We start from the raw sequence: 13,088 nt of genomic DNA, 5'->3' as shown, positions 1-13,088 counted from the left end.
TGTAATTACCAACAAACCAATTACAATTCATGCTTTTTATTAATAACTGCTGTTCATATGAATCTCTTCAGAGATAACGATTCAAATACTGAAAGAACTTTACGCAAAGAATAAGCACATTAAGATAAATAATTCATAATTCCTCTTAATTAAACAGGGGAGAACAGCCATGAAAGAAAACAGATATAACGAAAGCGTGATCGTCTCAATTACTGAGTGGATTAATAATAATCTCGACCAGCGTTTAAGCGTGGATGATATTGCAGAAAAAGCCGGGTATTCGAAATGGTATTTACAGAAACTCTTTGCCCGTTATCATAATGAAACACTGGCGCGCTATATTCGTAAGAAAAAACTTAACGCCAGTGTGAATGATTTAAAAAACAGCCGCACGCCAATCATCAGCCTGGCACTGAAATACCATTTTGAAAGCCAGCAATCTTTTACCCGCTCGTTTAAGCAGATTATGGGCTGCACGCCAAGCGCCTGCCGTAAACGTCTGATGAGTGAAGAAGCGAAGCAGCAGATGGCCGACGTTGACGACCCCTGCGCGCTGTGCAGCTACGTACGGCCAGGAAGCATAAAGCAGAGCTGTGGCGTAACAGTCCGGCCTGTTACGCGCTCAGCGCGCGGCTATGCGCAGGCAGATGCTTTCTGCGATATCAGTTAATCAGGATTCATCCGGCTGATAATATTGCACACCAATCTTAATACGCTCACGTCCCTGGGTGACGCGATGACGATTGGTGTCGCGCAGTGAATAGACGCAGCCGCAATATTCCTGCTGATAGAAACTTTCGCGCTTACTGATTTCAATCATGCGCGCCGATCCGCCACCTTTACGCCAGTTAAAATCCCAGTACATCAGATCCGGATACGCCGCCGCTGCACGGACACCACAGCTATTAATCTGCTTCATATCTTTCCAGCGTGAAATACCCAGACAACTGGTCATTACCGGGAATCCGTTCTCATGGGCATAGAGTGCCGTGCGCTCAAAGCGCATATCGAAGCACATGGTGCAGCGTTCACCCCGTTCCGGTGACCACTCCAGCCCGCGCGCCCGCTCAAACCAGTTATCCCGGTCATAGTCAGCATCGACAAACGGCACGCCAAATTTCTCGGCAAAACGAATATTCTCCTCTTTGCGCAGCTCATACTCTTTGAGCGGATGAATATTCGGGTTGTAGAAATAGATGGTGTATTCAATGCCGGAGGCCAGCATCGCTTCCATCACTTCCCCCGAACAGGGTGCGCAGCAGGAGTGCAGTAAAACTTTTTTATGACCGCCCGGCAAGGGTAGCGGCTGACGCTGGAAAGGTTCAGACATAAGCACCTTCAATCAATAGCAGAAAGGCGGAAGTGTAATGCCGCAGGCGGTCAGTTGCAAAATCTGACCTGATGCAGGCTGCTTTGCGTATTCGTGCCCTGCTGCGGTTTCCCGTTTCTGCATCAACCTGCTGATCTCTGATGCTTTCTTTTCGCAGCCATGTTGTGCGCCCCCAGCGATAAGCTGAAGTGTGATCGGACCCACATTGATATCGACTATGTTTACATAACATTAACAATGTTGACACTGAATCACTGCAAGGAGACTCGCATGGCCGCGGCTAAAAAATCAGGAAATCATCAGAACCGTTTTACCTGGTTCGTCTGTTTTATGGCGGCGCTGTCCGGCCTGCTGTTTGGTCTGGATATCGGCGTCATCGCAGGGGCCTTGCCGTTCCTGGCGAAGGATTTGCAGATTACCAACCATCAGCAGGAGTGGGTGGTGAGTTCGATGATGTTTGGTGCGGCGCTGGGTGCGCTGGCGGCGGGCTGGATGTCCTCAAAGCTGGGACGTAAGAAAAGTATGCTGGCGGGCGCGACGCTGTTCGTCATTGGTTCGCTCTGGTCCGCCTTTTCACCCGATGTAGAGTCGCTGGTCTGTGCCCGTGTGATGCTGGGGCTGGCGGTAGGCATCGCCTCTTACACCGCGCCGCTCTATCTGGCGGAGATTGCGCCGGAACGTATTCGTGGCTCAATGATTTCGATGTATCAGCTGATGCTGACTACCGGCATCGTGGTCGCTTATCTCTCCGACACCGCGTTCAGCTACAGTGGCAACTGGCGCGCAATGCTCGGCGTTATCGCTATTCCGGCAGTAATCCTGTTTATCGGCGTGCTGTTTTTGCCCAACAGTCCGCGCTGGCTGGCAGCGCACGGACGCTTTAACGAGGCACAGCGCGTGCTGGATCGGCTGCGTAACAGCAGCGAACAGGCGCGGGAGGAGCTGGAAGAGATCCGTGAAAGTCTGCAGGTGAAACAGCGCGGCTGGTCGCTGTTCCGCTCTAATGGCAATTTTCGCCGCGCGGTGTGGCTGGGGATGCTGCTACAGGTGATGCAGCAGTTTACCGGGATGAATGTGGTGATGTATTACGCCCCTAAAATCTTCAATATTGCCGGTTTCTCCAGCACCAGTGAGCAGATGTGGGGCACGGTGATTGTCGGGCTGGTCAACATGCTGGCCACGCTGATTGCCATCTTTTTTGTCGATCGCTGGGGTCGCAAGCCGATGCTGACCACCAGTTTTCTGGTGATGGCGGTGGGCATGGGCGTGCTGGGCACGCTGCTGCACATCGGCGTCGAAACGGATTTCCGCAAATACTTTGCGGTCGCGATGCTGCTGATGTTTATCGTTGGTTTTGCGATGGCGGCCGGGCCGGTGATCTGGCTACTCTGTTCAGAGATTCAGCCGCTGAAAGGGCGTGACTTCGGCATTACTGCTTCCACCACCACCAACTGGGTCGGCAACATGATTGTGGGTGCGACCTTCCTGACGATGCTGGATCAGTTGGGGAACGCCAACACCTTCTGGTTCTACGGTGCACTCAATCTGGTGTTTATCGTGCTGACCATGATGCTGGTACCTGAGACCAAACATGTGACGCTGGAGCATATTGAACGCAACCTGATGAAGGGTAAGGCACTGCGGGACATCGGGGCGTAACCGCCCCGTTTCAGCTTACCACTGCAGCTGCTGGCCGGCGTAATCGACGTAGTGATGGCCCCCGCGTCCGCCCCACTGGGTTAACTGCCGAACGATACCGGCCGCACTCTCTTCTGCCGTCAGCGGCGCACTCTCGCCGCCCATATCTGTTTTTACCCAGCCGGGATGCAGCGTCAGCAGCGTCCCGTTCTGTGCTTCAACTGCGGGGGTCAGCGTGCGGCTCAGCATATTCAGTGCAGCTTTGCTGGCCGAGTAAATCGGCATCTGCGCGTCCGGATTTTCATTCAGGCTGCCGAGCTGGGATGAGGTCAGCGCCAGTACGCCCTCCGGCTTCAGCAGCGGCAGCAGAATCTCTGCGCTGCGAACCGGTGCTATCGCATTAGTCAGGAACAGCTGCGCCAGCTCCTGATCGTTACTCTGCGACACCTTCTGGTGCGAAGGCCCGGAAATCCCGGCATTGATCAGAATCGCATCGAACGATTTGCCACTGAGCTGGCCGGCAAGCTGTTGAACCGCCGATGCGTCGGTCATATCGAGCGCCTGCCAGTCGATACCTGGCTTGTTGCCCTGCTCCGGAACGCCGCTGCGATGGGTGGCCGTGACCTGCCAGCCCTCACCGGCAAACGCCTGCACGACCGCCAGACCGATACCGCGTGATGCACCAATAATCAGAACTTCTTTTTGCTGCGCCATATTCACTCCTCGTTAATTGTCTCGCTACAAGCTTAACGGTATTTCCGTCCGGACAGCGGCCCGCTGTGCTTTTTAACCTGACGACCGCACTGAGGGTAAAAGCTCATGGCGCAATGCCATTGATGGTTTTCCATCATTAAATCGCTTTATCTTTTACTTTTAACCGGTTAGAAGAGATAAACAGTCTGGCAGGCAGCAGCTAAGCCCCGTTTACGCGTGGAGTCTGAATGAAAAAGCTCACCTTAGAGGTGGTGGCAAAAATGGCGGGCGTCGGGATTGCGACGGTCGACCGGGTGCTGAATGAGCGCGGCGGCGTCTCGCTGGAGACCAGCCGCAAAGTCCTGAAAGCCGCGCGCGAAGCGGGACTCCGGCGTCTGCTGCCAGAGGAGTATCAGCATCCCTGGCAAATCGAAGTCTTCCTCAGCAATAACGGCTCATCCTTTTTTCAGCAGCTCACCACCTGTTTCAGCGAGATCGCCAGTCAGCTTGGCTATCGCCGTCTGAAGCTGCACAAAACGCTGGTGGCCGAAGCGCAGCCTGAGCAGCTGGCGCAAAGCATTATCGCCTGCAGCAGTAACCGTGACGGCATCATTGTGTTTGCGCACGACTCGCCACCTGTCTATCGCGCACTGGCGCTGTGCCGCAGCCGCAATGTGCCGGTGATCACCATCGTCACCGATCTGCCCGACGCTGACCGCCTGTGTCATGTTGGCATCGACCAGTATCAGGCAGGCCGCACCGCAGGCCTGCTGATGAGTAAAACCCTGAACCAGCCCGGCGATATTCTGATGGTCAGCGGCCGCTTTGATTATCGCGCCCACCGTCAGCGTATCGCTGGCTTCCGTGAAGCCATGGAGCAGCGTGCGCCACTGCGTCATCTGCGTGAGGTGCTGTCGGGTCAGGATCAGCGGGAAACCATCCGCAGTGAGCTGGCCCGCCATCTGCGTCCGTCGCAGGCAGTTGCAGGGGTCTATAACACCGGCATGGGAAATAGTGATGTCAGCGACACCCTGCGCGCCCATCAGTTGCTGGGTAAATGCACCTACATCACCCATGAGCTTTATGATGTCACCCGCCAGCTACTGCTGAACGATGAAGTGGCCTTTACCCTGGATCAGCATGCCCAGCAGCATGCCCGTTTAGCGATTGATCTGATGCTGAGTTATCTCGAAACCGGCTATCAGCCGGATGTGTATCAGGCGGGCAAAGTGGCGTTTCGGCTGTTTACGGCGGAAAATATGGTGTGACCGGGGATTGGTTTCCCCTGATGAAGTCACATCATCAGGGGAAACCGATCGGGCTTTTTAATCCTGCGCGTCCCGGCTTTCATCATCCGGGCTGTCATCGTCATCATTCCCCTGACTCTTCTCCACTTCCTGCGGATGTCCCATCGAAAGCGCCGTGGCACTGGCCGGATCAAACAGTGACAGACTCTCAATCTGGTCCACCATGATCACTTTTCGGAACGACATCGCATCTTTGGGCTTCGAGTCGAGCGTAATCTCGTGCTCGGCGTACCATTTGCTATAGTTATGCTCTACCGCCAGCTTCAGCGTCTTACTGTCGCGATAGCCACTCAGCATCGGGATCAGCACGATGTTTTTGGTGCTTTCATATTCGAAGGTCGAGGCATGAACCATGCCGATGTAGATGCGGCGCGACTTCAGCGTAATCCACGCCAGTTCGCCCTCTTCCATGCACTGAAACAGCAGTTGCTCCACGCCATTAGAGCGTGACAGTCGCTGATAGAGGTCTTTACGACCGGAGACATTCAGTCTTGCGCTGCCTGCCCAGTTTGAACGATAGAGACAGAGCAGAATGGCAAAGGCGAGCATAATCACCACCGGAGCCTGGATGCCCAGGAAGCTCCAGTTCATAAACTCCACCTGCCACTTCAGATGAACGCCGGGGATCATCTGGACAGCGTTGGCGATGCCGGAGATACAGAGCAGCAGTAACCAGACGATACCGGTCGCAAAGACACCCTGGAGCACAAAAATACAACCGTAAAGCGCGACCAGGAAATAGACATCCCAGCCCGACGAACGACGGATTTTAAAGCGGCTATTCAAATCACGGCTGGTGTACCAGTAACCACTGACCATCAACACCATAAATATTGCGGTACCCACCTCACACTCCCTTTAACATATTCACGTGGCGGGCGAAATCTTCCTGGACTTCCTCGCTCAGCGTGTTGACCGCGATATTGCCGTTTTCATCAATAATGATGCGCTCACCTTCTGCGATCGAGTCGTTGATATCCTGACGGGTCATGATCTGCAGGAACTTCTCGGGACTGGCAAAGACCGACTTAACAAATTTAAACATAGCGATCCCATTGTTGGCCTGAAAGTTGAAGTATGTGATGGAATCCACACTCTCGCCTGTTTAATTTCAGGTGAAATTTCTTAAAATCAATTAATTAGCGAAGCGGTATCTATCCAGCTTGAGCTGCTTTTCGCTGAAATCTTCAACGTAACCAGCAGCCTGCCGTAGCAGCATTGTATTTTTACCCGTCTGGTGTGCGACAACGTTAAAGCGCCTCTCCGCCGGAAAGCGCTAAGCTCAATGGTTAGCCCTTTTCTGTCACCCTGTCTGAAACGCATCGAGGAAGGTTTGCATGAAATTACGAAAACTGGGCCGTACCGGTCAGCGCGTCTCTGAAATTGGCTTTGGCGCATGGGCCATTGGCGGAACCTGGGGAGAAGTGAGCATAGAGGATGCCAAAGCCGCGCTGAACGCCGCGCTGGATGCGGGCATCACCTTTATTGATACCGCCGATGTCTATGGCGATGGCCGTTCCGAAAAGATTATCGCAGAGGTACTGAATCAGCGCGGCGGAGAACGCCCGTTTGTCGCCACCAAGCTGGGGCGTCGCCTTTCACCGCACGTGGCAGAAGGCTACAACGCCGAAAATCTCAACGCCTTTATCGATCGTTCACGGGAAAATCTGCAGACTGAGACGCTGGATTTGGTGCAGCTGCACTGCCCGCCGACCGAGGTCTATTACAACCCGGATGTGTTTGCGGTGATGGATGAGATGGTGGCGGCCGGTAAAATCCGTCACTACGGCGTTTCCGTTGAGAAAGTCGAAGAAGGCCTGAAGGCACTGGAATTTCCCAACGTCTCGTCGATTCAGCTGATCTACAACATTTTCCGCCAGCGTCCGGCAGAACTGTTGCTGCGTGAGGCGAAACGCCGTGATGTGGCGATTATCGCCCGCGTACCGCTGGCGTCAGGCCTGTTGACCGGCAAAATGCGTGCCGACAGCGTGTTTGCCGCTGACGACCATCGCACCTTTAACCGTAATGGTGAAGCGTTTGATAAGGGCGAGACTTTCTCCGGCGTGCCGTATGAAGTGGCGCTGGAAGCGGTTGAGGAGATTCGCCGCTTTGTGACGGGCGACACCACCATGGCGCTGTTTGCGCTGCGCTGGATCCTGATGAACGAGGATGTCAGCGTGGTCATCCCTGGCGCAAAAAACCGTGAACAGGCTGAAGCCAATGCCCGCGCCAGCGATGTCGATGCGCTCTCTGAGGAGACGATGGCGGCGCTGAAGCAGATCTATCAGGAGAAGATCGCGCCTCACGTGCATCAGCGCTGGTAAACGCGCGTTACAACGCCTGGGCACAGGCCCAGGCAGAACTCCACGCCCACTGGAAGTTATAGCCACCCAGCCAGCCGGTGACATCGGCTACTTCGCCAATAAAGTAAAGCCCCGGCACTGCACGCGCCTCCATCGTTTTTGAGGAGAGCTGCGTCGTATCCACGCCACCCAGCGTCACTTCGGCCGTACGATAGCCCTCTGTGCCGTTTGGCTGGATGCGCCAGGCGTGCAGCGTCTGCGCCAGTTCGGTTTGCTGTCTGCTGTTGAGCTGCTTCAGGGTGATATCCGGCACCACCTTCAGCCCCTGTAAGACTTCCACCAGACGCTTCGGCAGAATTTTCGCCAGGCTGTTTTTCAGGCTGAGATTCGGATGTGCTTCACGCTGCGCCGTCAGAAACGCCTCAAGCGGCGTGGCGGGCGACAGATCGATAGTGACGAATTCACCCGGCTGCCAGTAGCTGGAGATTTGCAGCACCGCCGGACCGGACAGGCCGCGATGGGTAAAGAGCATCGCCTCTTTGAAGCGGGTGCCATCCTGCGCGTCAATCGTGGTTTCCAGCGCGACGCCTGACAGCGTCTGCAGCTGCTCCAGCAGCGGCTTGTGCAGGGTAAAGGGCACCAGCGCCGCCCGCGTCGGAAAGACGCTCAGGCCAAACTGCTCTGCAATTTTGTAGCCGAATGGCGAAGCGCCCAGGCCTGGCATCGACAGACCGCCGCTGGCGATGACCAGCTTCTCCGCCTGAACCGTACTGCCGTTGAGCTGCAGGGTGTAGCCGCTTTCATCGCGCGCCACGCTGAGCACTTCACTGCGCAGCCGCAGGGTGACATTGCCCTTGTCACACTCGACCAGCAGCAGATCGACAATCTGCTGAGCCGAGTCATCACAGAAGAGCTGACCCAGGGTTTTCTCATGCCAGGCAATCCCGTGACGATTGACCAGATCGATAAAATCCCACTGGGTATAACGCGCCAGCGCCGATTTACAGAAGTGAGGATTGTGCGACAGATAGGCCGCTGGTTCGGTATAGAGATTGGTGAAGTTGCAGCGGCCACCGCCAGACATCAGAATCTTGCGTCCCGGCTTTTTGCCGTTATCCAGCAGTAACACCCGGCGACCTCGCTGTCCGGCCTGGGCGGCACAGAACAGCCCGGCGGCGCCGGCACCAATGATGATAACGTCAAACTGTTCCACTGCGGTTCACTCACTTAACTGGAAAGGCGCAGATTGTAGTGATCTGCTCATCGAGACGCCAGCGTCAAAAAATTGCCGTAAATGTGTCATATTGTATCTGCTTAATATCTAACCCTTTTTAGCTGAGTTACCCTTCAGCTTTACGACGAAAGGTCAAATTAACGCTATATTTTCCTTTCCCATACAGCACGTTGTCGCGGATAATGCGCCGCGTTCATGTCCTCCAAAAATGGCGTAACGTTTATGCTACATCTGTTTGCTGGTCTAGACCTCAGTACTAGCCTGTTATTGGTTCTTGCCCTGCTGTTTGTATTGTTTTACGAAGCGATCAACGGTTTCCACGACACGGCCAACGCAGTTGCGACGGTCATCTATACGCGTGCCATGCGTGCCCAGCTTGCTGTGGTGATGGCGGGTGTATTCAACTTCCTTGGCGTGCTACTCGGTGGATTGAGTGTCGCTTACGCTATTGTTCATATGCTTCCCACCGATCTGTTGTTAAATGTTGGATCGGCTCACGGTCTCGCCATGGTGTTTTCTATGCTGCTGGCGGCGATTATCTGGAACCTCGGCACCTGGTATCTCGGTCTGCCGGCCTCCAGCTCCCATACGCTGATCGGCGCCATTATCGGTATCGGTCTGACCAACGCCCTGATGAGCGGAACCTCGGTGGTTGATGCACTCAACATCCCGAAAGTCCTGAACATCTTCCTTTCTCTGATTCTGTCGCCGATCGTTGGCCTGGTGATCGCAGGCGGCTTAATCTTCATTCTGCGTCGCTACTGGAGCAATACCAAAAAGCGTGCGCGTATTCATATGACGCCTGCTGACCGCGAGAAGATCGACGGCAAGAAAAAGCCGCCGTTCTGGACCCGTATCGCCTTGATTGTTTCGGCCATTGGCGTGAGCTATTCGCACGGCGCGAATGACGGTCAGAAAGGCATCGGCCTGATCATGCTGGTCCTGATTGGTGTGGCTCCGGCCGGTTTCGTGGTGAATATGAATGCCTCCGGTTATGACATCACGCGTACCCGCGATGCGGTCAATCACCTGGAGCAGTATTACCAGCAGCATAACGCCTCGCTGACCCACATCATCCAGATGGCACCGCCTAAGCTGCCAACGCCGGAAGAAGTGCCAGCGACCAGTCCGCAGGAGTTCCACTGTGACAGCGCGCGCGCACTGCAGGCCGTTCAGCGTGCTCAGGTGTTACTGAATAATCTGCAGAGCTACGACCAGCTGACGGTTGATCAGCGCGGTCAGATGCGTCGTCTGCTGCTGTGTATCTCAGATACCGCCGATAAAGCGGCCCGTCTGGAAGAGACCTCACCAGATGACAAGCGCTTCCTCAATAAGCTGAAAAGCGATCTGCTTGGCACCATCGAGTATGCGCCGATCTGGATTATTGTGGCCGTCGCGCTGGCGCTGGGCATTGGCACCATGATTGGCTGGCGTCGTGTTGCCACCACCATTGGTGAGAAGATTGGTAAAAAAGGCATGACCTATGCACAGGGCATGTCAGCACAGGTAACAGCAGCGCTGTCGATTGGCGTCGCCAGCTATACCGGCATGCCCGTCTCCACAACGCACATCCTCTCTTCATCGGTAGCCGGTACTATGCTGGTTGACGGTGGCGGACTGCAGAGTCGGACCATCAAGAATATCGCCATGGCGTGGATCTTCACCCTGCCGGTCTGTATTCTGCTGTCAGGTTCGCTCTACTGGATTGCCTTAAAACTGGTGTGATGCCAGCTAAAAAAGGGCGACGCAAGTCGCCCTTTTTTAATGCCAGATCGCCAGCGCCACCAGACTGATCACTACCAGTCCGCACAGCGCACTGGTCAGAAGAAACTGCCCCCGCACCCGCTCGCATCGCCGGATAAACTCATCGTCATGATGATCAAGATAGCGCTTTGCCCAGATATAGGTGACCAGCCGTACCTGCTTGCTCGGCTGACCGTGAGAGGTGAAGAATCCCGCCCCATCGACATACTGATACAGCAGCGGATCACAACCCCGTAATACCGCCAGCAGCGCACGCAGCGATGAAAAATAGCGCGCCATATTCACGATACATACCACACAAAGAGCCCAAAAAAGCGCAATAGTGCTGATCATATTCTCCCCCTCCCGGCTGGCATCGCAGCAACAGATCCAGCGTCAGACACCGTATCCGCCTGCAGAAAAAACCAGCCACTGAATCACCGGACTGCGAAAATTTTCGACCCCCTGAGCGGCTGCGAACCGGACCGCCTTTTTTCAGTGTAGGAGAATTCTTTACATTTTTTCCAACGATGATTTTCGTTCAGCGCGAGTAAATCTGGCATAGCCTTGATCTTATTCATAAGCCAGACGGCAACAGCAGCATTTGCAGTGAGAGAAGGCTATACTCAGAACATAACAACATCATCACCTGCAACGCAGGTAGACACTTTGGTGGCGCTCATCGCCCGCTCGCGCAAAGGATTTCGCTAAGCTGTGACGCGGCAGGAACACCGGATGCCATCCTTAATCTCGTGAAAGGAGTTTTATCATGGCTTATAAACACATCCTGATTGCAGTAGACCTTTCTCCCGAAAGTCAGTTGCTGGTGGATAAGGCCGTCTCGCTGGCTCGTCCGTACGATGCCAGAATTTCCCTGATTCACGTTGATGTGAATTACTCCGACCTTTACACCGGCCTGATTGATGTCAACTTAGGGGATATGCAGAAGCGCATCTCTGAAGAGACGCATGCGGCACTGAAAGGATTATCAGATGCTGCGGGCTATCCGATCAGTGAGACACTGAGCGGCAGTGGCGACCTCGGCCAGGTGCTGGTTGATGCGATCAAAAAATATGACGTTGATTTGGTGGTGTGTGGTCATCACCAGGATTTCTGGAGCAAGCTGATGTCTTCAGCCCGTCAGTTGATCAACACCGTGCACATCGACATGCTGATTGTGCCGCTGCGCGATGAAGATGAAGAGTAACCGCTGTTATTAAAGCCGGTGTAAGCCGGCTTTTTATCGGGATGAATATATTTACGCTTTATTCTGGCCCGCGATTTAAGTTCCTGATTCCCGGGCAACGCCATCGGAATCTATTTTTATTTATAAACCTATCCTCCAGGCTGTCTTTACACAAAACTAAATATCCGCTGCTTTATCATTTCTGATCTCCGTTTATATTACTTCCTTTTAGCGCTGTAATTACCGTCCCATACATAATTTCAAAGCCATTGTTACATTGCTCATTCATCCAGTCGCTAATGATAGAAATTTTATTAATAGCAAAGGGTAATTTATCAAAATCTTACTATAGGAAAAGGTTAATTCATCCGTTATCTTTCGCTCGCTTATCTGCTGCGCAGGCAACGGATAAAGCAGAATAATGATCCCCATTATTTAAAAAACCAATAAGGATATTAAAAATGAGAGAAATCAACCAGACAGAAATTGCTTCAGTTAGCGGCGCGGGCCTGACTGAATTTCTGGGTGAGGTTAATACCGCACTGACTGAAGTGTCCGGCTTATTTGACACCACCGTCGCATCAATCAAGGAAAGCACTGATCTGGGCCAGACTCTGGGCCTGACCTACAAGGCCATTGGCCTGAACTTCGCCAAAAGCTTCCTGAATGCATTTTCAGGCTTCCTGACTACATTAGCCGCCTGACCGAATCAGTAGCACCGTATTAACGCGACAACGCGCATGCGGATAATTAAAGCCTGCCTGATAATAAATTTCAGACAGGCTTTTTATTGAGCGCAATATGATAAACCGTTCGCTTTCAGAGTACATATGCGTTCATAACCGGCAGAGAAATTATCATGACCTGAAGTGACTGCTTCAGCTTGATAATTACCTAACGCGTACTGACCAGCGGCGGATAAATATCAAAGCGATGGCTTTTGGTTACCACAGCCGCCTGCGTCACGACACCCGCCAGCGGCGGTGCATAGTCTGGCCGTTTGACCACGATACGTTTCTTCGCCAGCCATCGGGCCGGTTCCAGTAGCGCATCCGCATCTTCATCCGGACCGACCAGCGACTGAAAGACCCGCATCTCTTTTTTCACCAGCGCACTTTTCTGGCGATGGGGATACATCGGGTCAAGATAGACCACATCCGGCTGCGGCGTAATCTCGCCCAGCGCCTGTGCACTGGCTGCATGAATCAGCGTCAGGCGTTCGCGCAGCCAGGGGCCAATTTCCACATCCTGATAACCGCGCTGCAGGCCATCTTCCAGCAGTGCAGCCACGACCGGATGGCGCTCCAGCATCCGCACCCGGCAGCCGAGTGCGGCCAGCACAAACGCATCACGCCCCAGTCCGGCCGTCGCATCGACCACATCCGGCAGATAGCCGCCTTTAATGCCGACCGCTTTGGCGACAGCTTCGCCACGTCCACCGCCGAAGCGACGGCGATGCGCCATTGCTCCGGTGACGAAATCAACAAAAATACCACCCAGCTTTGGCTCATCACGCTTGCGCAGCTCAAGGTGCGTCGGCGTCTGCACCAGTGCCAGCAGCGCGTCTTCGTCGTGCTCCAGCTGCCAGCGCTGCGCTAAACGTGATAAGGCGCCGTCTCCGGCGCCTGATTCATCGAGCAAACAGATTTTCACG

Annotated in this window: 14 protein-coding genes; 7 read left to right on the top strand and 7 right to left on the bottom strand. The window is 54.0% G+C overall.

The window, feature by feature from the left end:
• Positions 1-169 precede the first annotated feature (169 nt).
• The gene (locus K6R05_RS01385) at positions 170-670 is read left to right on the top strand and encodes a helix-turn-helix domain-containing protein (protein ID WP_013359375.1); all 501 of its coding nucleotides are present in this window, start codon (positions 170-172) and stop codon (positions 668-670) included.
• Here the strand turns inward: K6R05_RS01385 and K6R05_RS01380 are convergent, their stop codons facing one another.
• Complete coding sequence (locus tag K6R05_RS01380) at positions 671-1,330, bottom strand: epoxyqueuosine reductase QueH (RefSeq protein ID WP_150011223.1); 660 nt, start codon at positions 1,328-1,330, stop codon at positions 671-673.
• A gap of 270 nt (positions 1,331-1,600) precedes the next feature.
• On the opposite strand from K6R05_RS01380, the gene K6R05_RS01375 reads away from it, so the two are divergent.
• Entirely contained in the window at positions 1,601-2,989 is a 1,389-nt protein-coding gene (locus K6R05_RS01375) for a sugar porter family MFS transporter (protein ID WP_161734131.1), read from the top strand.
• A gap of 15 nt (positions 2,990-3,004) precedes the next feature.
• Here the strand turns inward: K6R05_RS01375 and K6R05_RS01370 are convergent, their stop codons facing one another.
• A complete protein-coding gene (locus K6R05_RS01370; protein WP_222924877.1) occupies positions 3,005-3,682 on the bottom strand; it encodes an SDR family oxidoreductase in 678 nt (225 codons plus the stop codon).
• Between the two features lie 227 nt (positions 3,683-3,909).
• On the opposite strand from K6R05_RS01370, the gene K6R05_RS01365 reads away from it, so the two are divergent.
• Positions 3,910-4,929, top strand: coding sequence for a LacI family DNA-binding transcriptional regulator (locus K6R05_RS01365; protein ID WP_161734127.1), 1,020 nt, complete (start codon positions 3,910-3,912; stop codon positions 4,927-4,929).
• 57 nt (positions 4,930-4,986) lie between these two features.
• Here K6R05_RS01365 and K6R05_RS01360 read toward each other — a convergent pair whose 3' ends face one another.
• Together K6R05_RS01360 and K6R05_RS01355 are read right to left on the bottom strand one after the other, a co-directional pair.
• On the bottom strand, positions 4,987-5,814 hold the full coding sequence (locus tag K6R05_RS01360) for a hypothetical protein (RefSeq protein WP_161734125.1): 828 nt from the start codon (positions 5,812-5,814) through the stop codon (positions 4,987-4,989).
• Position 5,815: 1 nt separating this feature from the next.
• The gene (locus K6R05_RS01355; protein ID WP_161734151.1) at positions 5,816-6,013 is read right to left on the bottom strand and encodes an anti-sigma-F factor Fin family protein; all 198 of its coding nucleotides are present in this window, start codon (positions 6,011-6,013) and stop codon (positions 5,816-5,818) included.
• Positions 6,014-6,305: 292 nt separating this feature from the next.
• Between K6R05_RS01355 and K6R05_RS01350 the strand changes: the two genes are divergently transcribed.
• A complete protein-coding gene (locus K6R05_RS01350) occupies positions 6,306-7,292 on the top strand; it encodes an aldo/keto reductase (protein ID WP_222924876.1) in 987 nt (328 codons plus the stop codon).
• A 7-nt stretch (positions 7,293-7,299) separates the two neighbouring features.
• Here K6R05_RS01350 and K6R05_RS01345 read toward each other — a convergent pair whose 3' ends face one another.
• Entirely contained in the window at positions 7,300-8,484 is a 1,185-nt protein-coding gene (locus tag K6R05_RS01345) for a BaiN/RdsA family NAD(P)/FAD-dependent oxidoreductase (protein ID WP_222924875.1), read from the bottom strand.
• A 243-nt stretch (positions 8,485-8,727) separates the two neighbouring features.
• Between K6R05_RS01345 and pitA the strand changes: the two genes are divergently transcribed.
• On the top strand, positions 8,728-10,230 hold the full coding sequence (gene pitA, locus K6R05_RS01340; protein WP_150011381.1) for an inorganic phosphate transporter PitA: 1,503 nt from the start codon (positions 8,728-8,730) through the stop codon (positions 10,228-10,230).
• Between the two features lie 36 nt (positions 10,231-10,266).
• Here the strand turns inward: pitA and uspB are convergent, their stop codons facing one another.
• Positions 10,267-10,602 carry a universal stress protein UspB gene (gene uspB, locus K6R05_RS01335; protein WP_150011237.1) on the bottom strand — a complete coding sequence of 112 codons (336 nt, stop codon included), beginning with the start codon at positions 10,600-10,602 and terminating at the stop codon, positions 10,267-10,269.
• Positions 10,603-11,017: 415 nt separating this feature from the next.
• Here uspB and uspA point away from each other — a divergent pair, with 415 nt between their 5' ends.
• The gene (gene uspA, locus K6R05_RS01330; protein ID WP_161734119.1) at positions 11,018-11,455 is read left to right on the top strand and encodes a universal stress protein UspA; all 438 of its coding nucleotides are present in this window, start codon (positions 11,018-11,020) and stop codon (positions 11,453-11,455) included.
• A 440-nt stretch (positions 11,456-11,895) separates the two neighbouring features.
• Positions 11,896-12,138, top strand: coding sequence for a hypothetical protein (locus K6R05_RS01325; protein WP_222924874.1), 243 nt, complete (start codon positions 11,896-11,898; stop codon positions 12,136-12,138).
• 190 nt (positions 12,139-12,328) lie between these two features.
• Here K6R05_RS01325 and rsmJ read toward each other — a convergent pair whose 3' ends face one another.
• Positions 12,329-13,087 carry a 16S rRNA (guanine(1516)-N(2))-methyltransferase RsmJ gene (gene rsmJ / locus K6R05_RS01320; RefSeq protein WP_222924873.1) on the bottom strand — a complete coding sequence of 253 codons (759 nt, stop codon included), beginning with the start codon at positions 13,085-13,087 and terminating at the stop codon, positions 12,329-12,331.
• Between the last annotated feature and the right edge of the window lies 1 nt (position 13,088).

Source organism: Pantoea alfalfae, from assembly GCF_019880205.1.
GTDB classification, from domain to species: domain Bacteria; phylum Pseudomonadota; class Gammaproteobacteria; order Enterobacterales; family Enterobacteriaceae; genus Pantoea; species Pantoea alfalfae.
The sequence above is the reverse complement of the archived record's forward strand: the minus strand, read 5'-3'. Positions and strand labels throughout refer to the sequence as shown.